Below are 22,263 nucleotides of genomic sequence, written 5' to 3'. Positions count from 1 at the left end.
GCGTCAGGCCCGGGACGGGACCGGGCCGTAGCGGTTGGGCTCCGGGTTTCCCGCCCGGAACACCGTCTCGACGAAGAACCAGACGAAGAAGCCGAGCATCGCCAGCACCAGGGCGATGACCGGGAGGGGATGGGCGTCCACGATCCGCTCCAGCGGCAGGACGCCGACGGTTTCCGCCAGGACGTAGAGCCCGAGCCAGCCGCCGCTGCGGTTGCGGTCGTGCAGGCGCCGGATCGTCTGGATCGCGAACGCGCCCGTCACCGGCAGGATGGCGGCGACCGCGAGGAAACCGGGCCAGCGCAGGCCGAGGCTCGCGAGCCAGATCCCGAGGCAGAGCAGCCCGAAGCCGAGCAGCAGCGTGCGGATCAGCAGATGCCGGTAGGCGGGCGCCGCGAGGCGTCCGCGCGGATCGAACAGGCCGAGGGCGGCCCGGAGGCGTCGCGTCACGTGCCCCTCGGCTTCACGCGCCGGGTCGGCGGTTCGGCGACCGGGTCCTCCGGCCAGGGATGCCGGGGATAGCGCCCGCGCATCTCCGCGCGCACGGCGCTCCACGAACCGCGCCAGAAGCCCGGCAGGTCGCGGGTGATCTGGATCGGCCGCGAGGCCGGCGAGAGCAGGTGCAGGACGAGCGGGATGCGCCCGCCGGCGATGCTCGGGTGTCGCTCGAGCCCGAACAGCTCCTGCACCCGGACGGCCAGAACCGGGCCGCCCTCGGCGTCGTAGTCGAGGGCGATGCGCGAGCCTGTGGGCACTTCGACATGGGTCGGCGCTTCCGCGTCGAGCCGGGCGCGCAGGTTCCAGGGCACCAGGGCCTGGAGGGCGCGCGCCAGGTCGTCGGCGGAAATCCCGTCGAGGCTGCTGCGCCCGACGATCTCCGGGGCGAGCCACGCCTCGATCGTCGCCAGGAGATGGCCGTCGGAGAGGTCCGGCCAGGTCTCGGGCGCGGCCTCGCGCAGGAAGCGCAGGCGGGCGCGCCACTGCGTCAGCGCCGGCGTCCAGGGCAGCGCGGGGAGGCCGATCTCGGCGACGCCGCGCGCCAGGATCTCCGCCGAGGCGAGGTCCGCCGGAACCGGCAGGGTGCGCTCGCCCAGGGTCAGGGCCCCGAGGCGCCGCAGGGACCGGGCGCGCAGGGCCCGCGCGCCTCGGTCGAAGGCGACCTGCGTCGCCGCCTCGATCCTCGCCCCGAACAGCGCCTCGATCGCCTCCAGGGTGATCGGAGCCGCGGCGAGGATGCGCCCCTGCGCGGCGGTGCCCGTGATCTCCGCGACCACGAGGAAGGGCTCGCGGGCCAGGGCCGAGGCCGCGTCGACCCGCCCGGCCCGGCCATTGGCCATCACGAACTCGCCGTCCCGGCCGCGGGCCCGCGCGACGCGGTCGGGATAGGCCAGGGCGAGGAGTGGGCCGGCCTCGCTCATGTCGAGCCCGGCCGGCGCGCTCGCGCGCGGCCCGGCGAAGCCCTCCGCCTGCCGGGCCCAGCCCTGGGCGAGGCGGCGCATGTCCGCGGCCCGCTGGGCGCGGTCGCGGACGAAGCGCTCGGCCCGGTGGGTCACGTCGGTGTCGTCCCCCCCCAGACCCCGCTCGACGAGCACGGCCGCGAGATCGGCCGCCGCGCGGGCCGTGCCGTATGCGGCCGCGCCGACGACCATGCGGGCGAGGCGCGGCGGCAGGGGCAGCGCACGCAGGGCGCGGCCGGTCTCGGTGAGGCGGCCGTCGGCCTCGATCGCGCCGAGGTCGCGCAGCATCGCCCGCGCCTCGGCCAGAGCGGGAGCGGGGGGCGTGTCGAGGAAGGCGAGCGTCGCCGGATCGGAGACGCCCCAGGCGGCGCAGTCGAGCACCAGGCCGGACAGATCGGCGGCGAGGATCTCCGGGCGGGTGAAGGGCTCCAGGGCGTTCGTGGCCGCCTCCGCCCAGAGCCGGTGGCAGATGCCCGGCTCGGTGCGGCCGGCGCGACCGCGGCGCTGGTCGACGGAGGCGCGGGAGGCCCGCGCCGTGACGAGGCGGGTCAGCCCGAGGCCGGGCTCGTAGACGGGCACGCGCGACAGCCCGGAATCCACGACGATGCGCACGCCCTGGATGGTCAGCGAGGTCTCGGCGATGCTGGTGGCGAGCACCACCTTGCGCCGGCCCGCCGGCGCGGGGGCGACGGCCCGGTCCTGCTCGGCCGGCGTGAGGGCGCCGTACAGGGGGGCGATCTCGGTGGCGTCGTCCATCCGGTCGGCCAGCAGAGCCGCGACCCGGCGGATCTCGCCCTGGCCCGGCAGGAAGGCCAGGACCGAGCCGGGATCGGCGCGCAGGGCCCGCAGGACGGCCTCCGCCATCACGTCCTCGATCCGCCGGTTGGGGTCGCGGTCCCAGTGGCGGATCTCCACCGGGTAGGCGCGCCCCTCCGATTCGATCACCGGGGCGGCGCCGAGGAGGCCGGCCACGCGGGCGCCGTCCAGGGTCGCCGACATCACGAGGAGGCGCAGGTCCTCGCGCAGGGCGCCCTGCGTGTCGAGGGCCAGCGCGAGGCCGAGATCCGCGTCGAGGGAGCGCTCGTGGAACTCGTCGAACAGCACGGCGCCGACCCCGCTCAGCTCCGGATCGTCGAGGATCATCCGGGTGAACACGCCCTCGGTGACGACCTCGATCCGGGTGCGGCCGGAGATCTTCGAGCCGAGGCGGACCCGCAGGCCGATGGTGTCGCCGACCCGCTCGCCGAGGGTGGCGGCCATCCGCTCGGCCGCCCCGCGGGCGGCGAGGCGGCGCGGCTCCAGCAGGATGATCTTGTCGGAGGGCCGCAGCCAGGGCGCGTCGAGGAGGGCGAGGGGGACCCGGGTGGTCTTGCCGGCGCCCGGCGGCGCCACGAGCACGGCGGAGGGGCCGGCCGCGAGCGCCGCGCGCAGGGCCGGGAGGGCGGCCTCGATCGGCAAGTCGGATACGGCGGCGGGGGCGGGATGGGCCATCACGGTGCTGGTGACGCGATCCGGCGCGATCCGCAAGCTGCGGCGGTGCCTGGAGCGATTGCGGCTTCGTCCGGACGCGGCAGGTCGGCTATGGATTTTCTCCGACGCGAGAAAGCGCGCCAGCGTCCGGGCCATCCGGGCAGCCCCGAGGAACAGCGACATGACGGTATCGAGCGACGACGACCTGGCGGCGCTGAAGCGGATCGGGCGCATCGTCGCCGGCACGCTCGAGGCGATGGGCCGGGCGATCGAACCCGGCATGACGACGCTGGAGCTCGATGCACTGGGCCGGCGGCTGCTGGAAGGCGCCGGCGCCCGGCCGGCCCCGGAACTGGCCTACGGCTTTCCCGGTGCCACCTGCATCAGCGTCAACGAGGAGGTCGCGCACGGCATTCCGGGTCCCCGCCGGGTCAACCCGGGCGACCTCGTCAACATCGACGTCTCCGCGGAGAAGGACGGCTACTTCGCCGATACCGGCGCCTCCTTCGCGGTGCCGCCCGTGACCCGGGCGGTGGAGCGGCTCTGCAAGGACGGGCGGCGGGCGATGTGGACCGGCCTGCGCCAGGTCGGCACCGGCAAGCCGATCGCCGCCATCGGTCAGGCGGTCGGGGCCTTCGCCCGCCGCAACGGCTACACCCTGGTGCGCAACCTCGCGAGCCACGGCGTCGGCCATTCCCTCCACGAGGAGCCGACCGAGATCGCCACCTGGCCCGACGCCTCCGAGCGGCGGATCGCGACGGAGGGTCTGGTCTTCACCGTGGAGCCCTTCCTCTCCCTCGGCGCGGAGTTCGCCGAGGACGGCGACGATCCCTGGACCCTCTACAGCCGGCCGAAGGCGCTCACGGTCCAGTACGAGCACACGGTGGTCGCCACCCGCAACGGGCCGCTCGTCGTCACGGTGGCGAGCTGAGACCGGCCGGCCGAGACCGGCCCCAATTCGTCCTGATCACCCGGTCCTCAGGTCCCGGAACGTACAGGCCACGAAGACGCCCGGCGGCGGTTTGGTGCCGGCGCCCTTGCCGGCGTAGACGCCCATCTTGAGGTAGGATCCGGTCTGCTGGCGGCGTCCGGGGAGCGCGTCCGCGAGGAGATCGACGTATTCGTAGCCGGTCGGCCCGGCGAGGTCGCAGACCGCCCGTCCGTCGAGCAGGAACCGGAGCCGCCCCGCGCCGCCGTGCCCGTCGGTCGCCTCCAGCGCGAAGTCGTGCTCGACCCCGAAGGCGAAGGGCGCCGTTCCGAGGACCCGCTGGGGCGCGAACGTCCATTGCCGGCCCGTCCCTGTCTCGCCCCGCGCACGCAGGATCGGCCGGCCCGCCCGGTCCAGGGTCAGGTCGACGGCGAACAGGGGCGAGGCCATGACCGGCCGGCCATCGGCCCGGAACGGATCCGCCTGGTGAATCTGGATCAGGGAGCACCAGTCCGTCCCGCGAATCGTGCTGGCCCGGTCGACCGTCACCGCGCCGGAGAACCGGATCGGTTCGCCCTTCTCGTAGCGCTGCTGACCGCAGAGTTCCGCGCGGATCTTCCGGGGCGGGTCGAAGCTCGCCCGCTCCCCGGTCCGGGCGACGAAGCGCACCCGGCCGGCCGCGTTCACCGATACGCCGTCCGGCGTGCCGGTCTGTGCCTGCCAGTCCTGACCGCCGAGCGTCACGACCGCGCCGTTCGCAATGGTCCGGTCGCCGGTCGCGGACAGCCCCTGCGCCGCCTGCGGGCGGGCGGCGGGATCGGCCCCGTCCGGAGCGCGGGCCCGCCCCTTTGTCGCTCCGGCCTCCGTGATGCCGATCAGCGTCGCGGCTGCGGCGAGGATGTCCCTCCTGTTCAAGGTCATGCGCCGACATCCCTGTGAGAATGAGCGACCGCAACGGCAAAGAGCGAATCCCCCCGCGGGCCGAGGCATCCTGTTGCCGGACAGCGGCCTGATTTTGCAAATCGACCGGAGGCCGGGACGGCCTTTCGGCGACCCGCCGGGACGGATGGCGACGGGACGCGATCGCTCCAGACGGGGCTCTCCCGACCATTGCCTGGATCGCCGGCGGCAGGGTCGCCATTGCCGGATCGCCGCGACGCACCGTGATCGCCGACTGCAACACGGCGATCACGGAATTCAATAAACCTTATGGCCAAGTTGGAACTGTCAAAACCTGTTTTCGATTGACCGTCAGCAGTAACTCAGAGGGCGACATGCAGGATCAATACCTGATCTTCGGACTGGCGCTGGCGACGTTCGCTCTGGCCATCGGCGCCCTGCTGGTGATGCGCGCCCGCGTCGCGGCGCGCAAGAAGTCGCCGGAGCGCTCGGCCTTCGTCGAGACGCATGGCGGCCCGCCGCGGCCGAACCGGCCCGGCACGGAGCACTGAACGTCCCTTGAATCGCGCCTGACGAGCGGGCGCCCGAGGGGCCGCGTGCCTCCGACGACGTCCGGTCCGGCCGTCGCCGCATTTTCGGTGTCGGCGCGCGCACAAAACGCGCGGCGACGCGAACCCGGAGACGTCGAAACCAGGAATGCGTCACCGGTGCAGGGGCCGCGGCGTGCCGGACGCCGCGGCTCGTCTCCGTCAGGGGATCGGCCGCGTCCCGGTATTGGCGGCCTTGAGCTCGGGGTTTCGCAGCTGGGCGTAGGTGACGCTGGCGAAGCTGCCGATCACCGTGTGCCAGCCGGCCTTGTCGTAGCGCGTATCGTTCCGGCCGGCCTTGCAGAAGGCCGTCGTCAGCCCGTTGACAATGTCGTCGCCCTTGGCGTCCGGGACGGCCGCCTTGATCTTCGGCAACAGGGCATTGATCGTCGGAATGAAGTTCTCCGGCTCGAGCCCGGCGAGGCTCTGCGCGGCGCCCGACTCGTCCACCGCCTTGGCGATGTCCGGCTGGGCGATCTCCGCACAGGGCGCGGTACCGGCCAGCATGGTCTCGGTGGCCTTGCGCGCGGTGGCGACGACGCCGCGCTCGCGGATCACCGGCGCGGCGTTGCCCCAGGCGTTGCGGACGTAGTCGGTGACGTCGGCCACCTCCTGGTCGGTCATGCCCGCGCCGATGGCCGGCATCGGCGCGTAGCCGTTCTGGGCCGACAGCCCGCCGAGGATGACCCGGATCACCGTCTCGGGTCCCTGCGCCTGGACCGAGGTGTTGCCGGCGAGCGCCGGGATCGCGCCCTCGACGCCCTTGCCGTCCGGCTTGTGGCAGGAGGAGCAGTAGCTGAGATAGGTCGCGGCGCCGGGGGCGTCGGCCTGATTGAAGGCCTGGAGGTCCTTGACCTTGTAGCTTTCCTTGGCTTTCTGCGTGCGCAGGTAGGCCACCATCGCCTTCAGGTCCGCGTCGGTCATCTTCGACAGCGATTCCTGGATGGTCTGGCGCATCGGCCCGGCCGCGACGCCGGGCTGGTTCCCGGGGGCGGCGCCGGTCTTCAGGTAGGTCACCACCTGTTCGTCGCTCCAGCCGCCGATCCCGGTATGGTCGTCGGGCGTGATGTTGGGCGCGTACCAGCCGTCGATGACGCCGCCGCCGAGCTTGCCGGCCAGGCCGCTGTTGCCGACGATCTTGTTGGCGTTGTGACACATGCCGCAATGGCCGAGCCCCTCGACGAGGTAGCCGCCGCGGTTGACCTCGGCGCTCGCCTGCGGGTCGGGCTGGAACTCGCCGGCCGTGAAGAAGGCGGTGCGCCAGGTGATGAGTGCGGTGCGGATGTTGAAGGGGAACGGGATCTCGGAGGGCTTGCGCGGCTCGTGCACCGCCGGCAGCGACTTCAGATAGGCGAAGATCGCGTCGGAATCGGCGCGGGTGACCTTGGTGTACCAAGCGAAGGGAAAGGCCGGGTAGAGGTAGGAGCCGTCCTTGGTGATGCCCTCGTGGAAGGCCCGGTAGAAGTCGTCCGCGCTCCAGTTGCCGAGTCCGGTCTCGGGGTCGGGCGTCAGGTTCGGCGTGCGGATCTTCCCGATCGGTGTGTTGAGCACGTAGTTGCCCGCGAAGGGCTTGCCGTCCGGCGCGGTGTGGCAGGCGACGCAGTCGCCCGCGGTGGTGAGGTACTCGCCCCGCTTGATCAGGTCGGCGTCCTGGGCCGAGGCGCCGTGCGCGCCGAATCCCAGAGCGAGGCCGGTCCCCAGGCGGAGAGCGGTGCGGCGGTAGTCCATGACGTCTCTCCGGGTCTGTGGTGTCGGGGGCGGTCGGGCGTGGGGTTCCGCGCCCCTAGCTCGGGTGCGCGTCTCTCGGGATCCTGGGGGGCGGACGGACGGGGTCGGCGGGGCTGAGGCCGAGGCGCAACGCCATCTCGGTGAGATGGGCGAGCCCGGCCAGGGCGAGGCATCCGGTGATCGCGGCCCAGCCGGCACCGGTCAGGGCTCCGCGCAGCGCCAGCATCAGGGCCGCGCCGGAGGTGAGGTTGCACAGGAGGGCGAGCGGCCAGACGCCCCGCGCCCGGCGGCTCCACAGGATCAGGCCCAGCGCCTCGAGTGCGACGAGGAGCAGGATCGCGTCGATCAGGTGACCGCTGGCAAGGAGGGACTCCATCGCTCACGCGCTCCGGAACGGGCCGTTCAGGCGGACGATCGCCCGGTTGAGGCAGGCGGCGATTCCGACCCAGAGGAGGTAGGGCAGCAGCAACAGGGCAGCCATCCCGTGCACGCGTGCTGTGACAATGATGAGCACCCCGATCGAGAGCCAGAGGAACAGCACCTCGACGAAGGCCCAGTCCGGACGGCGCAGGCGGAAGAACAGGCCGCTCCAGGCGATGTTGAGCACGGCGTTCACGGCGTAGGCGGCCACCAGGGCGGTGCGTGAGGAAGCGCTCGCGTCGGCGTTCCAGGCGAGCACGGCCGAGACCGCCGTCAGGGTGAAGATCGTGGTCCAGACGGGGCCGAAGGCCCAGTCCGGCGGCTTCCAGGCGGGACGCCTGAGGGCTTGGTACCAGGGCCCGGTCGTGGTCAGGAGCCCGCCCGCCAGGGCGACGAGGATCGCCGCGGCGGCGGCGACGCCGGCCGGTCCCCAGCCGTCCGCCGCATCTAAACCCACGGCAGGACTCACGGCGAGACCCAGCGGAACAGGTGCGCGAGGTCCTTGAAGAAGATCCGGGCATGAGCGGCGGGCTTGGCCCGGACCAGCTCCTTTTTCATGTAGGAATCCCAGGTGAGCTGCTGCACGTCGCGATCCCGGCAGATCGCGACGAAGCGCTCGCGCAGGCCGTCGTTGCGGTACCAGACGGTCTGCATGATCCGCAGGATCAGGAAGACCCGCCCGTGCAGGCGCATGAAGTTGCGCCGGGCTGCGGCCAGTGACCGCGCCTGCCCGGTGGCGAGGAAGGTCTGGGCGGCCTCGGCGGCGAGGCGTCCGCCCAGCATGGCGTAGTAGATGCCCTCGCCCGAGGCCGGTGCGACGATGCCGGCGGCATCCCCGGTCAGGAGGACGTCGCGGCCGTTGTCCCAGCGGCGCAGGGGCTTCAGGGGGAGGGGGGCGCCCTCGCGCCGGACCGTCTCGCCGCCCTCGAGGCCGGTGGAGGCGCGCAGGGTCCGGATGGCGCCGCGCAGGGAGAAGCCCTTGCGGGCGCTGCCGGTGCCGATGCTGACCGTGTCGCCGTGCGGGAAGACCCAGGCGTAGAAGTCCGGCGAGAGCTTGCCCTGGTAGTAGACATCGCAGCGGGTGGCCTCGACATCGTGGGTTCCGGCCTTCGGCACCCGGACGATCTCGTGATAGGCGAAGACCTGCCGCATGGCGGCGTGGCCGGGGATCTCGGCGCGCCCGACCGCGGAACTCGCCCCGTCGGCGCCGATGACGAGCCGGGCCCGGGCGGCGCGGGGGAAACCGTCCTGGAGGTAGTGCACGGAGGTGCCCTCCGCGTCGCGCTCGATGTGGCGGAAGGTGGCCGGACGGAGCACCGCGCCCGCCTCGGCGGCACGCTCCCGCAGCCAGGGATCGAAATCCGCCCGGTCGACCATGCCGACGAAGCCGTCGCCGATCGGCATGTCCACCCGCTTGTCCTTGGGCGAGACCATCCGCGCCGAGCGGATGCGGGCGACGAGGAGGTGGTCGGGAATCGCGAAGTCGCGGATCAGGCGGGGCGGGATCGCGCCGCCGCAGGGCTTGATCCGCCCCGGCTTGTCGAGGAGCAGGACGCGCCGCCCGCTGCGCGCGAGGTCGGTGGCCGCGGTCGCGCCCGCCGGGCCGCCGCCCACCACCACCACATCGTAGGTCTCGAGGTCGGTGTCCCGGACGGCAGCCATGATCTCACCTCGTGGAAAGCGATGCCTCGAACGACGATCGGTGACGCAGGGCCCGCGGCACCTCGGTCGCCGGCGCATGGGCGATGCGCAGGGCGAGGGCGGCGGCGAAGACGAAGAGTAGCGCCTCGGCGGCGAACACGCTGGCATAGGCGTCGACGACCCGCGGCGTGACGAGGCGGGCGAAGTCCACCGCCACGGTGCCGAGGAAGCCGCCGGCCCCGAAGGCGACGCCCTGGGCCGCGCCCCAGACGCCCATCCGGGTGCCGCGCTCGGCCTCGCCGCCGGCCCCGGCCAGCGCCATCATCGAACCGATGGCCGCCACCGCGAAGATGCCGTTGAACAGACCGAGGGCGAAGACCGGGACCCGCAAGGGGAAGTCGGCGCCCGCGAGGCCGCCTGCCGCGATGGCGAGGAGCGCCAGGGCCGAGCCGATGCAGCCCAGGGTGGTCCAGACCTTCAGCGAGCCGAGCACCGGGCCGCCGATGCCCATGGTGAGGCCCGCCACCGTCAGCATGCCGGCGAGCACGCCGCCGTGCTGCAGACCCGCGAGCTTGGTGGTGACCCCGGGAGTCATCGCGAAGACGAGGCCGGCGAAGGGCTCGAGGATCAATTCCTGCGCGCTGTAGGCCAGCATCGCCACGAAGATGAAGATCGTGAAGCGCCGGGATTCCAGCTCGGCCCAGACCCGCGCCAGGACCTCGCGGAACGGGCGCTTCCGGGCCGCTTCCGCGCCGATCGACGGGCGCGCCGCCGGCTCGACGCCGCGCAAGGCCGCGGCGGCCAGCGTGAAGGCCAGGAGGGAGACCGCGCCGGACACGGCGACCAGCCGCGCGCCCGAGAACGGATCGAGGAAGTGCCCGGCCAGCGGCGCGGTGATGGCGAAGCCCGCGATCATCATGACCCAGACCACGGTGGCGGCGGCGCCGCGGCGGCGCGCATCGACGCCGGTGGCGAGGAGCACGAGGAGCGAGGTCCCGGCCGCCCCCGCGCCCATGCCGACGGTGAGGAACGACAGCACCGCCAGGGCGAGGCCGGCGGCCTGGTGCGTCTCGGCGAGGGCGGTGGCCACGGCCGCGCCGAAGCCGCCCAGCGCCAGGGCCGCCATGCCGCCGACGATCCAGGGCGTGCGCCGGCCGGTGCGGTCGGAACCGTAGCCCCAGCGCGGGCGCAGCACCTGGACGGCGTAGTGCAGGGCGATCAGCCCGCCCGGCACGATCGCCGGGAGGGCGAGTTCCACCACCATCACGCGGTTGATGGTCGAGGTCATCAGGACCACCACCGAGCCGAGGGCCGTCTGGACGAGGCCGAGCCGGACGATGGCGAGCCAGCCGAAGGATGGGTTCGGCATCACGGACCTCCCTGGACGAGGGGCCGCAGGGCGAAGGCCGCCACCAGCATGCCGAGCACGTAGAGGGTGGTGCCGGTGCCGTTGTACCAGGCGGCCCGCTCCCGGGGCGCGGCGAGGAGCCGGCGCATCAGGACGAACTGGCCGAGCAGCAGGGCGGCGATCACCGTCGCGTGCCAGGGGCGGTTCCAGGCGAAGAGCAGCAGGATCACCGCGACCTGCGGCGCGGCCATGACCAGGCAGGCGAGGCGGGCGGCCCCCAGGGTGCCGAGCTGGACCGGGAGGGAGCGGATGCCGGTGCGGCCGTCGCCCTCCACCGACTTGAAGTCGTTCAGGGTCATGATGCCGTGGGCGCCGATGGAATAGAGCAGCGCCACCAGCAGCACCCGCCCGTCCGGCACGGCCGCCGCCATCACGGCGGCCCCGGTGAACCAGGGCAGGCCCTCGTAGCAGAGGGCGACCGCCGAATTGCCCCACCAGCCGTTGCGCTTCAGGCGCAGGGGCGGCGCGCTGTAGATCCAGGCCAGTACAAGGCCGAACAGGGCCGCGCCGAGGATCCAGGGGCCGAGGGCCGCGGCGACGAGGAGCGACAGGATTGTCCAGCCGGCGGCGACGTAGAGGCCCCAGCGCCCAGGCATCCGCCCCGAGGGAATCGGCCGGTGCGGTTCGTTGATGGCGTCGACGTGGCGATCGTACCAGTCGTTGACGGCCTGGGAGGTGGCGCAGACCAGGGGGCCGGCCAGGATCACCCCGGCGGCGATCACCGGCCACTGCCCGGAGGGCGAGGCGCCCGAGGACACCACCCCGCAGGTGAAGGCCCACATCGGAGCGAACCATGTGATCGGCTTCAGGAGCTCGACGAGGGCGCTGGGTGCAGGCGTTGCCATGGCACGACGCTAGATTTTTACGTCCACCAGTGTCAAGTTTGATTTACAACATCTTCGTGAAGCCGGCCGTCGCGGGAAATATAATACAATATTTTGGTGGAGATTTCGCGGTGACACCCGTCGGAGGCGTCAGGCCTCGTCGGCGGCGTCGCGTCCGTCGAGGTCGCCGATGCCGTAGCGGTGCATCTTGGCGTAGAGGCCCTGACGGCTCAGACCGAGCATCTCGGCGGCCGAGGCCCGGTTGTCGCGGGTGATGCGCAGGGCGGCCTCGATGCACAGGCGCTCGATCAGGTCGGTCGATTCGCGCACGAGGTTCTTCATCGAGACGCGCCCGACGAGTTCGGTCATCTGCTCGACGGAGCGCGGCAGCTCGCGACCGCCGGAGACCGCCGCCGCGCGCCGCGGCGTGGCGCGCAAGGTGAAGCCGATGCAGGGCTGGCTCCCGCCCGTGACCGTGACCGCGGCGACCTCCACATCCTCGAGGCTGCCATAGGCGCCGCGGATATGGGTGGGGAAGTGGCGCACGGAGCCGTGCTGGGCCAGCGTGGAGAACAGGGCTGCGGCCTCGGATTCCTCGCGCCCGATCCAGGTGTCGAGGGGCTGGCCGCGGACCTGCTCCTCGGTGGCGAGCTGGACCAGGTCGAGGAAGGCCGGGTTCGCCGTCAGCACCCTGCGGGACGGATCGGTGACGACGAAGCCCTCCGGCAGGTTCCGAAGCACGTCGAGGGCGCCGGCACCGGTGCGGGCCGCACCCGTCTCCACCGGCTCCGGCGCGGCGAGGCGCACGAGGATGCTGGTGGCGTTCTCCTGGCGGAACAGCGAGGCGGCGACCCGGACCGCGCCGCGCCCATGCGCGAGCCTGGCCTCGAGGTCGGCGGCCTGCCCGGTCACCCGGAGCCCGGCGAACAGCGATTCGAGGTCGCGGGCGCCGCCGGCGTCGAACAGGTCGACGGCGTCCTGCCCGACGATCCGCTTCTCGGCACGGCCGATCAGGCGCGAGGCGGCCGGATTGACCTCGGTCACCCGGCGCGTGGCTGCGTCGACCACGAGGACCGGCTCGGACCCGAGCTGGAACAGCAGGCGGTAGCGGGTCTCGGCCCCGCGCATGCGCAGGTAGTCGCGCTCCAGGGCCTGCTGCGTCTCGGCCAGGGTCCGCTGCAGCGAGGCCATGGCGCGCAGGTTTCGCCCGAGCACGAGGATCTGTCCGTCCTTCGCCAGCCGCATCGCGGCGTAGCGCACGGGCAGGTCGGTGCCGGTGGGCGAGAGGTGGTTCACCTGGCGCCAGCGGGTGACCGCGTTGGGCGCAGCATCCTTGAGGAGGGCGGCGATCTTCGGGCGGCTCTCCACCGTCACGGTGTCGACCCAGGGGCGCCCGAGCCAGGTGTCGCAGCCCTCGTCCGCGAGGTCGGCGCTGCCGAAGGTCGCTTCCCGGATGACGCCGTCGCCGTCGATTACCAGGGACAGGTCCGTCGCGGCAGCCACCAGCAATCCCGCCGCCTGCGCGTCGAGGGGTCCGAGTGACTTTTGAAGCGCCGCGAGCGCATGGCTCGCGGCAGGAAGCGCCAGGCTGGTCACGGATCACCACGTCGGGCTGTGATCGGGCAGATCGGTTCGGGCAGGTCGGATCAGGGCGGGAGGCTGTTTCGATCTGGTGTGTCTTTCAGCAGGGTCTGACCGGCAGATCAAGCAAGCATTCGGCAACGGACAGGGCGGTGCGGGCGTCGCCGGCGCTCGCATCGGCCCCGACCCGCCGAAAGCTGTCGGGATCGTCCATGAAGGCGGGGCCGCCGACGACGACCCGGAGCGCCGCGTTTCGCGAGGCGCGGCGCAGGGCCGTCACGGTCTCGGTCATCGTCGGCAGCAGCGTCTCGCAGGCGAGGGAGAGGCCGACGATGTCGAACCATTCCTCCCGGATGTACCGCAAGGCGTCCTCGTCCGGCTGAGTGAGGGTGCAGGTCACGGACCAGCCTGCCTCGCGAAAAAACTGTTCGACCACGGTCAGGCCAAACCTGTGGGAATCTCCCGGACAGGACAGCAGCAGGATCTTCCGGTTGACGGCGGGCGCCTCGGCCTCGCTGCGAAATCGGCTCGTGACCTCCCGCATGATCCGCTGCAGCCGGCCCATGGCGCGCGTCACCTCGACGAAGTCGCAGAGATCCTCCTCCCACAGGGTGCCGAGGTGGCGCGCCGTCGGCGCCATGAGATCGAGGAGGAGGCTGTCGGTCCCGAGGCCGCTCGCCAGGAGCTCGGCGAGCCGGCCCTCCACGTCGTCGCCGGCCGGATCGAGCATCAGGGTCGTGAAGGCCGCGATCTGCTCCGCGCTCGGCAGCACCTCCGTCGGCTCGGGGGCCGGCTCGATCCGGTGGGCCAGCATCAGGCGGGGAATGATCTCGGCTTCGACGACGCGCGCGAGGTCCCGCTGCAGGCGGATCGCCTCCCCGAACACCGCGAGCTGCGCCGTGACCCCGGCCTCGCACAGGTCCGCGACATCCCGGCTGGATGGTTCGTAGCGCAGACGATCCGCGAACTGCCTCACATCATCCATTGGTCCCTCCCAATGTGGCTGACGGCTTGATTCTGTCGGTTCGATCTTGCGCGTCGAATTCCGGGACTTCTGAGTTCGCGCCTCAGTACCCCGGCGCCGGGGAGGGCCGGCCGTGCCGACACCTGCAATGAAGCTGCACGATACGCTCGAAACGCGCTTTATCAATAGAAGCTCTATAACTATTTTGCATTCAATCTGTCATCAGCTTTTGACGTAAAGCTGGCTTGACACCTTTGGACCGCCTTCCTAACCTCCCTTCAACGAAGCCCGGCGACCCGCTCGCAGGGGCTTCCCAAAGGGGGCGGACAGCATGATCCGGAGAGCGGACAGGCCCAGGCGACCTCTCTACGACGCCGAGCAGCGCGCCCGCCGCGACGCCACCCGCTGGACCCTGGTCCAGGGCGTCCTGGCCCCCCTTCAATTCCTCGTGTTCGCCGTGAGCCTCGGGCTCGTCCTGCGCACCCTGTGGACGGGGGAGGGCGCGGGTGCCGCCAACGCCTCCGTGGTGGTCAAGACCCTCGTCCTCTACGCCATCATGGTCACGGGCTCGATCTGGGAGAAGGCCGTCTTCGGCCGCTACCTGTTCGCCCCGGCCTTCTACTGGGAGGACATGGTCAGCATGCTGGTGCTGGCCCTGCACAGCGCCTACCTCGTGGCCTTGGCCGCGGGCGCCCTCGACACCGGCGGCCTGATGCTCCTGGCGCTCGCCGCCTACGCGTCCTACGCCGTCAACGCCGCGCAGTTCCTGCTGAAGCTCCGGGCCGCCCGACTCGAGGCGATGCCGTCCGGCCTCGTCGCGGAGGGCGCGCGATGAACGCCCACGCGCCGATTCCCACCCTCGATGCGGGCTGCGACATCCGCCAGGAGCGGGGCCAGCGGGCGGTGTTCTGCGGGCTCACCGGCATCGTCTGGCTCCACCGCAAGATCCAGGACGCCTTCTTCCTCGTGGTCGGCTCGCGCACCTGCGCCCATCTCATCCAGTCCGCCGCCGGGGTGATGATCTTCGCCGAGCCGCGCTTCGCCACCGCCATCATCGACGAGCGCGATCTGGCCGGCCTCGCCGACGCCAACGAGGAGCTCGACCGTGTCGTGCGCCGCCTGATCGAGCGCCGCCCCGACATCCGCCTCCTGTTCCTCGTCGGCTCCTGCCCCTCGGAAGTGATCAAGCTCGATCTCTCGCGGGCGGCCCAGCGCCTCTCCCGCACGTTCCATCCCGACGTGCGGGTGCTGAGCTACTCGGGCAGCGGCATCGAGACCACCTTCACGCAAGGGGAGGATGCCTGCCTCGCCGCCCTGGTGCCCGAGATGCCCCGCGCCGCCGAGGCCGACGCGCCGGCGCTGCTCGTGGTCGGAGCCCTGGCCGACGTGGTCGAGGACCAGTTCGCCCGGCTGTTCGCGGATCTCGGCATCGCCGCGGTCGCGTTCCTGCCGGCCCGGCGCGCCGGGGCGCTGCCGCAGGTCGGGCCGAACACCCGCTTCCTCCTCGCCCAGCCCTTCCTCGCCGACACGGCCCGCGCGCTGGAGGCACGGGGCGCCGGGCGGATCGCCGCGCCGTTCCCCCTCGGGGCCGAAGGCACCACCGGCTGGCTCGCCGCCGCCGCCGAAACCTTCGACGTGCCGGCGGAGCGCTTCGCCCGCGTCACCGCCCCCGGGCGCGCCCGCGCCGCCATCGCCCTCGACCTCTACCGGGCCCGGCTCGCCGGCCGGCGGGTGTTCTTCTTCCCCGATTCGCAGCTCGAACTGCCGCTCGCCCGCTTCCTGTCCCGCGAGATGGGGGCGGAGCTGATCGAGGTCGGCACGCCCTACCTGCACCGCCAGCATCTCGCTCCGGAACTCGCCCTCCTGCCCGCCGGCACCCGGGTGGTCGAGGGCCAGAGCCTCGACGCGCAGATGGACCGCTGCCGTGCGGCCCAGCCCGACCTCACGGTCTGCGGCCTCGGCCTCGCCAACCCGCTCGAAGCCGAGGGCCTGGCGACCAAGTGGTCGATCGAGCTGCTGTTCACCCCGATCCAGGGCTACGACCAGGCCGGGGACCTCGCCGAACTCTTCTCGCGGCCGCTGAAGCGGCGCGACCGGCTGGAGGTCTGAGGCCATGCAGCTCACGCTCTGGACCTACGAGGGGCCGCCCCATATCGGCGCCATGCGGATCGCCACCGCCATGAAGGGCCTGCACTACGTGCTGCATGCCCCCCAGGGCGACACCTACGCCGACCTGCTCTTCACCATGATCGAGCGGCGCGACGCCCGCCCGCCGGTGACCTACACCACCTTCCAGGCCCGGGACCTCGGCGCCGACACCGCCGCGATCTTCCAGGACGCCGTGGCGCAGGCCTACGCGCGCTTCCGTCCGCAGGCGATGATCGTCGGCGCCTCCTGCACCGCCGAACTGATTCAGGACGATCCGGGCGGCCTCGCCCGCGCCCTCGACCTGCCGATCCCGGTCATCCCGCTCGAACTCCCGGCCTACCAGAAGAAGGAGAACTGGGGCGCCTCGGAGACCTTCTACCGCCTCGTCCGGGCGCTCGCCGCCGGCGCGCCGACGCCCCGCGCCGGGCGCCGCCCGCTCTGCAACGTCCTCGGTCCGACCGCCCTCGGCTTCCGCCACCGCGACGACCTCGTCGAGATCACCAGGATCCTCGGGGCGCTCGGCATCGACGTGAACGTGGTCGCGCCGCTCGGCGCGAGCCCCGCCGATCTCGGGCGCCTCGGCGCGGCGGACTTCAACGTGGTGCTCTATCCCGAGATCGCCCGCGCCGCCGGCCTGCACCTGCAGAAGACCTTCGGCCAGCCCATGGTCGAGATCGTGCCGATCGGCGTCCAGGCCACCATCCGCTTCGTCGAGGCCGTGGCCGCCGCCGCCGGGGTCGATCCCGCCCCCGTCCTCGCCGGCGCGCCCTCGCGCCTGCCCTGGTACTCGCGCTCGGTCGACTCGACCTACCTCACCGACAAGCGGGTCTTCATCTTCGGCGACGCCACCCACGCGCTCGCTGCCGCCCGGGTCGCCGCCACCGAACTCGGCTTCAAGGTGGTGGGCCTCGGCACCTACACCCGCGAATTCGCCCGCGAGGTCCGCGCCGAGGCCGCGCTCCACGGCATCGAGGCCACGATCACCGACGACTACCTCGACGTCGAGGCGGCGATCCAGGCCGCCGGGCCCGAACTCGTGCTCGGCACCCAGATGGAGCGCCACATCGCCAAGCGCCTGGGGCTGCCCTGCGCGGTGATCTCGGCCCCGATCCACGTCCAGGATTTCCCCGCGCGCCACTCGCCGCAGATGGGGTTCGAGGGCGCCAACGTCCTGTTCGACACCTGGGTCCACCCCCTGATGATGGGCCTGGAGGAGCACCTGCTCGGCATGTTCCGCGAGGATGCCGAGTTCCACGGGGAGGCGACGCCGTCGCATCTCGGGCCGGGCCACGCAACAGTCCCTCCCCCCTCCGCGGGGGAGGGTACCCGGCGGAGCCGGGGGGGAGAGGGGAGCCCGGGTCCCGGAGACGACACGACCCGCGCGCTGTCTTCGACCGTCGCACCCCTCTCCAGACCCCTGCCGTCGCAGGAGCCACCCTCCCCCGCAGAGGGGGGAGGGCAGAGCGTTTCGGCCACCTGGGCGAGCGATGCCGAGAGGGAACTGAAGAAGATCCCGTTCTTCGTGCGGGGCAAGGCCCGCGCGAACACCGAGCGCTTCGCGCGGGAACGCGCCCTGCCGCTCATCACCGTCGAGACCCTGTACGATGCCAAAGCGCATTTCGGACGCTGAGCGCCCGGCGCTCCGGGTCGTCCTCGTGACGATGGACAACCACGTGGCAAGCGCCCTGGAGCGCGCCCGCCAGCGGCTCGCCCGCGACCTGCCGGGCCTCGTCCTCGACTTCCACGCGGCCGCCGCCTGGGACACCGACCCGGCCGCCCTGGAGGCCTGCCGGGCCGACATCGCGCGGGGCGACATCGTCATCTCCACCATGCTGTTCATGGACGAGCACGTCCGCGCCATCCTGCCGGCGCTGCTGGCGCGGCGGCCGCATTGCGACGCGATGATCGGCTGCCTCTCGGCCGGCGAGGTGGTGAAGACCACCCGCCTCGCCCGCTTCGACATGGACGGCAGTAAGCGCGGTGCGCTCGACTTCCTGAAGAAGCTGCGCGGCAAGCCCGGTGCCCAGGGCAACGGCGCCCGCCAGATGGCGATGATCCGGAAGCTGCCCAAGATCCTGCGCTTCATCCCGGGCTCGGCCCAGGACGTGCGGGCCTACTTCCTCACCCTACAATACTGGCTCTCGGGCTCGGACGAGAACATCGCCAACCTGGTGCGCTTCCTGGCCGGGCGCTACGCCGCTGGTCCGCGCGAGGGCTGGCGCCGGATCGCGGCCGCGCCGGCGCCCTTGAGCTATCCCGAGACCGGCCTCTACCATCCGCGCATGGCCGGCCGGATCGGCGAGGACGTGACGAAGGTGCCGGCGCCCGCCGGCCCGGTGAAGGGCCGCGTCGGCCTCCTCGTCATGCGCTCCTACGTGCTGGCCGGGAACACCGCCCATTACGACGGCGTCGTCGCCGCCCTGGAGGCGCGGGGGTTGGCCGTCGTGCCGGCCTTCGCCAGCGGCCTCGACAACCGCCCCGCAGTGGACGCCTTCTTCCGTCGCGACGGGCGCCCGACCATCGACGCCCTGGTTTCGCTCACCGGCTTCTCCCTGGTGGGCGGGCCCGCCTACAACGATGCGGCCGGGGCCCAGGCGCTGCTCGCCGAACTCGACGTGCCCTACCTCGCCGCCCACGCCCTGGAGTTCCAGACCCTGGAGCAGTGGGAGGGCTCGGACCGCGGCCTCTCACCGGTCGAGGCCACCATGATGGTGGCGATCCCCGAGCTCGACGGCGCCACTGCCCCGATGGTGTTCGGCGGACGCTCCAGCCGCTCGCTGGGCTCATCCGCCCGCGACATGGTCGTGCATCCCGAGCGCGCCGACATGCTCGCCGCCCGCATCGAGCGCCTCGTCGCCCTGCGCCGCAAGGCGCGGGCCGAGCGCCGGGTCGCCATCGTGCTGTTCGGCTTCCCGCCCAATGCCGGCAGCATCGGCACCGCCGCCTTCCTGTCGGTCTACCACTCGCTCCACAACACCCTCACGGCCATGAAGGCGGAGGGCTACGCCGTCGAGGTGCCCGAGAGCGTCGACGCCCTGCGCGAGGCGGTGCTCGCCGGCAACGCCGCCCGGTTCGGCACGCCCGCCAACGTCCATCACCGCATCCCGGCCGACGAGCATGTCCGGCGCGAGCGGCACCTCGCCGAGATCGAGGCCCAGTGGGGCCCGGCGCCCGGGCGCCAGAACAGCAACGGCGCCCAGATCTTCGTGCTCGGCGCCCAATTCGGCAACGTCTTCGTCGGCGTGCAGCCGGGCTTCGGCTACGAGGGCGACCCGATGCGCCTCCTGTTCGAGCGCGGCTTCGCCCCGACCCACGCCTTCTCGGCCTTCTACCGCTACCTGCGCGAGGATTTCCGCGCCGATGCCGTGCTGCATTTCGGCACCCACGGGGCGCTCGAATTCATGCCCGGCAAGCAGACCGGCCTCTCGGGCGCCTGCTGGCCGGAGCGCCTGATCGGCGCCCTGCCGCACGTCTATCTCTACGCCGCCAACAATCCCTCCGAGGGCCTGCTGGCCAAGCGCCGCTCCGCCGCGACCCTGGTGAGCTACCTGACCCCGAGCCTCGCCCAGGCCGGGCTCTATCGCGGCCTCATCGACCTCAAGGCCTCGATCGAGCGCTGGCGCGGCCTGGAGCCGGGCGCGGTGGCCGAGCGCCGCGACCTCGCCGAACTGATCCAGGCCCAGGGTGCGGGCCTCGACCTCGTGGCCGCCGAGCCGCCCTGGGACACGGACCTCGCCGGCCACGTCCATCGCCTGGGCGTGGCGCTCCACGAGCTGGAGCACACCCTGATCCCGCACGGGCTGCACGTGACGGGCGCGGCCACGCCGCCGGAGGAGCGGGCCGAGATCCTCCTCGCACTGGCGGAAGCCAGCCACGGCCTCGTGCCGACCCGCGCCGGCCTCGACGCATTGGTCTCCGGCGCGACCATCGATGCCGCGCTGGCCCAGGGCGGGCTCGCCCTCACCGAGGCGAACCGCGCCGCCTTCGCGTCCCTGCGCGGGACCGATCTCCTGTTGTCACAGGATCACGAGATCCGGGGCCTGCTCGCGGCCCTCGACGGGCGCTTCATCGCCCCCGTGGCCGGCGGCGACCTCCTGCGCAACCCGGACATCCTGCCGACGGGACGCAACCTGCACGGCTTCGACCCCTATCGGCTGCCCTCCACCTTCGCGCTCGCCGACGGCGCCCGCCAGGCGGCCCGCCTCCTGGCCCGCTACCGCGACGAGGGTGCGGCGCTGCCCGAGAGCATCGCCCTGGTGCTCTGGGGCACCGACAACCTAAAGAGCGAGGGCGGCCCCATCGCGCAGGCCCTGGCGCTGATCGGCGCCGCCCCGCGCTTCGACGGCTACGGCCGCCTCTGCGGCGCCACCCTGATTCCGCTGGAGACCCTCGGGCGCCCCCGCATCGACGTGGTCGTGACGCTGTCGGGGATCTTCCGCGATCTCCTGCCGCTGCAGACCAAGCTCCTGGCGGAGGCCTCCTACCTCGCCGCCACCGCCGACGAGCCGGTGGAGCGCAACTTCGTGCGCAAGCACGCCCTGGCGCTCCAGGCCGCGCACGGGATCGACCTCGAGACCGCGGCGCTCCGGGTCTTCTCCAACGCGGAGGGCACCTACGGCGCCAACGTCAACGCGCTGGTGGAATCCGGCCGCTGGGAGGACGGCGACGAGATCTCCGAGACCTTCGCCCGGCGCAAGTCCTTCGCCTATGGCCGGACCGGCGTTCCCACCGCCCAGCGGGCCCTGATGGGCGCCGTGCTCGCCACCGTCGACCTCGCCTACCAGAACCTCGATTCCGTCGAGGTCGGCGTGACCTCGGTGGACCACTACTTCGACGGTCTCGGCGGCATGGGCCGCGCCGTCGCTGAGGCCCGCGGCGAGGCGGTGCCGATCTTCATCAGCGACCAGACCCGCGGCGAAGGCGTGGTCCGGACCCTGACCGAGCAGGTCTCGCTCGAGACCCGCACCCGCATGCTCAACCCGAAATGGACCGAGGGCATGCTCGGCCATGGCTACGAGGGCGTGCGCCAGATCGAGGCGCATCTCACCAACACCCTGGGCTGGTCCGCCACCACCAACGGCGTCGCCCCCTGGGTCTACCAGCGCATCACCGAGACCTACGTCCTCGACCCCGCCATGCGCGCGCGCATGGCGGCCCTCAACCCGACCGCTTCGGCCAAGGTGGCTCACCGGCTGATCGAGGCGCACCAGCGCGGCTTCTGGACCCCCGACGCGGAGACGCGCGACGCGCTCGACCGCGCCGAGGAGGAACTGGAAGACCGCGTCGAAGGCATCACCGCAGGGGTCGCCGCATGAACATCGCCATCCGCAATCCCGTCGCCGCGCGCCAGCCCGAGGGCAGCGTCCAGGTCGAACTCGACCCGAACCTCAAGATCGGCACCGCCAAGGTGTTCGCCGTCTACGGCAAGGGCGGCATCGGCAAGTCGACCACCTCGTCGAACCTGTCGGTGGCCTTCTCCAAGCTCGGCAAGCGCGTGCTGCAGATCGGCTGCGACCCCAAGCACGATTCGACCTTCACGCTGACGAAGCGCCTGGCGCCGACGGTGATCGATGCCTTGGAGGCCGTGCAGTTCCACTCTGAGGAGCTGCGCATCGAGGACTTCGTCGCCGAGGGCTACAACGGCGTGATGTGCGTGGAGGCCGGCGGCCCTCCGGCCGGGACCGGCTGCGGCGGCTACGTCGTCGGCCAGACCGTGAAGCTCCTCAAGGAGCACCACCTCCTCGAGGACACCGATGTGGTGATCTTCGACGTGCTCGGCGACGTGGTCTGCGGCGGCTTCGCCTCGCCGCTCCAGCACGCCGACCAGGCGCTCATCGTCACCGCCAACGACTTCGACTCGATCTTCGCCATGAACCGGATCGTGGCGGCGATCCACGCCAAGGCGAAGAACTACAACGTCCGCCTCGGCGGGGTCATCGCCAACCGCTCGGCCAAGACCGATGAGATCGACCGCTTCAACGCGGCCGTCGGCCTCGAACGCATCGCCCACTTCCCCGACCTCGACGTGGTCCGCCGCTCGCGCTTGAAGAAGTCGACCCTCTTCGAGATGGAGCCGACGCCGGAGCTCGAAGCCGTCACCACCGAGTACATGCGCCTGGCCGCCCATCTCTGGGCCGGCGGCAAGCCGCTCGACGCGATGCCCATGAAGGACCGCGACCTGTTCGAATTCCTCGGCTTCGATTGAGGGGG

Annotated in this window: 18 protein-coding genes; 7 read left to right on the top strand and 11 right to left on the bottom strand. The window is 72.2% G+C overall.

The genetic code is table 11. The features are described from left to right. Positions 1-3: 3 nt before the first annotated feature. Together ACXJY8_RS14430 and hrpB are read right to left on the bottom strand one after the other, a co-directional pair. Positions 4-447, bottom strand: a complete 444-nt coding sequence (locus ACXJY8_RS14430) for a DUF805 domain-containing protein (RefSeq protein ID WP_463769998.1) — start codon at positions 445-447, stop codon at positions 4-6. Then, the gene (gene hrpB / locus ACXJY8_RS14425; protein WP_463780645.1) at positions 444-2,945 is read right to left on the bottom strand and encodes an ATP-dependent helicase HrpB; all 2,502 of its coding nucleotides are present in this window, start codon (positions 2,943-2,945) and stop codon (positions 444-446) included. Before hrpB ends, ACXJY8_RS14430 begins: the two co-directional genes overlap by 4 nt. Before the next feature lie 160 nt (positions 2,946-3,105). Between hrpB and map the strand changes: the two genes are divergently transcribed. Continuing rightward, the gene (map, locus tag ACXJY8_RS14420) at positions 3,106-3,855 is read left to right on the top strand and encodes a type I methionyl aminopeptidase (RefSeq protein WP_463769996.1); all 750 of its coding nucleotides are present in this window, start codon (positions 3,106-3,108) and stop codon (positions 3,853-3,855) included. Positions 3,856-3,891: 36 nt separating this feature from the next. Here the strand turns inward: map and ACXJY8_RS14415 are convergent, their stop codons facing one another. After that, on the bottom strand, positions 3,892-4,773 hold the full coding sequence (locus ACXJY8_RS14415; protein WP_463769994.1) for a heparin lyase I family protein: 882 nt from the start codon (positions 4,771-4,773) through the stop codon (positions 3,892-3,894). 353 nt (positions 4,774-5,126) lie between these two features. Between ACXJY8_RS14415 and ACXJY8_RS14410 the strand changes: the two genes are divergently transcribed. Further along, positions 5,127-5,303 (top strand): hypothetical protein, encoded by a 177-nt coding sequence (locus ACXJY8_RS14410; RefSeq protein WP_463769992.1) that lies wholly within the window; start codon positions 5,127-5,129, stop codon positions 5,301-5,303. A 198-nt stretch (positions 5,304-5,501) separates the two neighbouring features. On the opposite strand, the gene ACXJY8_RS14405 is transcribed toward ACXJY8_RS14410, so the two are convergent. From ACXJY8_RS14405 to ACXJY8_RS14370, 8 genes are all read right to left on the bottom strand, one after another. Then, positions 5,502-7,067, bottom strand: coding sequence for a c-type cytochrome (locus ACXJY8_RS14405; protein ID WP_463769990.1), 1,566 nt, complete (start codon positions 7,065-7,067; stop codon positions 5,502-5,504). Positions 7,068-7,122: 55 nt separating this feature from the next. After that, the gene (locus ACXJY8_RS14400) at positions 7,123-7,443 is read right to left on the bottom strand and encodes a hypothetical protein (protein WP_463769988.1); all 321 of its coding nucleotides are present in this window, start codon (positions 7,441-7,443) and stop codon (positions 7,123-7,125) included. A gap of 3 nt (positions 7,444-7,446) precedes the next feature. Next, complete coding sequence (locus tag ACXJY8_RS14395; protein WP_463769986.1) at positions 7,447-7,944, bottom strand: TspO/MBR family protein; 498 nt, start codon at positions 7,942-7,944, stop codon at positions 7,447-7,449. Positions 7,945-7,952: 8 nt separating this feature from the next. After that, positions 7,953-9,149, bottom strand: coding sequence for a geranylgeranyl diphosphate reductase (locus ACXJY8_RS14390; RefSeq protein ID WP_463769984.1), 1,197 nt, complete (start codon positions 9,147-9,149; stop codon positions 7,953-7,955). Between the two features lie 4 nt (positions 9,150-9,153). Then, positions 9,154-10,497, bottom strand: coding sequence for a BCD family MFS transporter (locus ACXJY8_RS14385; RefSeq protein ID WP_463769982.1), 1,344 nt, complete (start codon positions 10,495-10,497; stop codon positions 9,154-9,156). After that, on the bottom strand, positions 10,497-11,381 hold the full coding sequence (gene chlG, locus ACXJY8_RS14380) for a chlorophyll synthase ChlG (protein WP_463769980.1): 885 nt from the start codon (positions 11,379-11,381) through the stop codon (positions 10,497-10,499). Before chlG ends, ACXJY8_RS14385 begins: the two co-directional genes overlap by 1 nt. A gap of 129 nt (positions 11,382-11,510) precedes the next feature. Further along, positions 11,511-12,956 carry a transcriptional regulator PpsR gene (gene ppsR, locus ACXJY8_RS14375; protein WP_463769978.1) on the bottom strand — a complete coding sequence of 482 codons (1,446 nt, stop codon included), beginning with the start codon at positions 12,954-12,956 and terminating at the stop codon, positions 11,511-11,513. 85 nt (positions 12,957-13,041) lie between these two features. Next, positions 13,042-13,926, bottom strand: a complete 885-nt coding sequence (locus tag ACXJY8_RS14370; RefSeq protein ID WP_463769976.1) for a cobalamin B12-binding domain-containing protein — start codon at positions 13,924-13,926, stop codon at positions 13,042-13,044. A gap of 310 nt (positions 13,927-14,236) precedes the next feature. On the opposite strand from ACXJY8_RS14370, the gene bchF reads away from it, so the two are divergent. Genes bchF through bchL form a run of 5 tightly spaced genes read left to right on the top strand, consistent with a single transcriptional unit; the run spans position 14,237 to position 22,258 of the window. Next, the gene (gene bchF, locus ACXJY8_RS14365; RefSeq protein WP_463769974.1) at positions 14,237-14,740 is read left to right on the top strand and encodes a 2-vinyl bacteriochlorophyllide hydratase; all 504 of its coding nucleotides are present in this window, start codon (positions 14,237-14,239) and stop codon (positions 14,738-14,740) included. Then, complete coding sequence (locus ACXJY8_RS14360) at positions 14,737-16,014, top strand: ferredoxin:protochlorophyllide reductase (ATP-dependent) subunit N (RefSeq protein WP_463769972.1); 1,278 nt, start codon at positions 14,737-14,739, stop codon at positions 16,012-16,014. Before bchF ends, ACXJY8_RS14360 begins: the two co-directional genes overlap by 4 nt. A gap of 4 nt (positions 16,015-16,018) precedes the next feature. Beyond that, positions 16,019-17,683, top strand: a complete 1,665-nt coding sequence (bchB, locus tag ACXJY8_RS14355; RefSeq protein ID WP_463769970.1) for a ferredoxin:protochlorophyllide reductase (ATP-dependent) subunit B — start codon at positions 16,019-16,021, stop codon at positions 17,681-17,683. Further along, on the top strand, positions 17,658-21,368 hold the full coding sequence (locus tag ACXJY8_RS14350; protein WP_463769968.1) for a magnesium chelatase subunit H: 3,711 nt from the start codon (positions 17,658-17,660) through the stop codon (positions 21,366-21,368). The genes bchB and ACXJY8_RS14350 overlap by 26 nt, the downstream gene beginning before the upstream one ends. Continuing rightward, positions 21,365-22,258 carry a ferredoxin:protochlorophyllide reductase (ATP-dependent) iron-sulfur ATP-binding protein gene (gene bchL, locus ACXJY8_RS14345; RefSeq protein ID WP_463769966.1) on the top strand — a complete coding sequence of 298 codons (894 nt, stop codon included), beginning with the start codon at positions 21,365-21,367 and terminating at the stop codon, positions 22,256-22,258. Before ACXJY8_RS14350 ends, bchL begins: the two co-directional genes overlap by 4 nt. The last annotated feature ends 5 nt before the right edge of the window (positions 22,259-22,263 follow it).

It is taken from the genome of Methylobacterium sp. TK31 (assembly GCF_055361545.1).
Note: the sequence above shows the minus strand (reverse complement) of the source record. Positions and strands in the feature narration are given on the sequence as shown.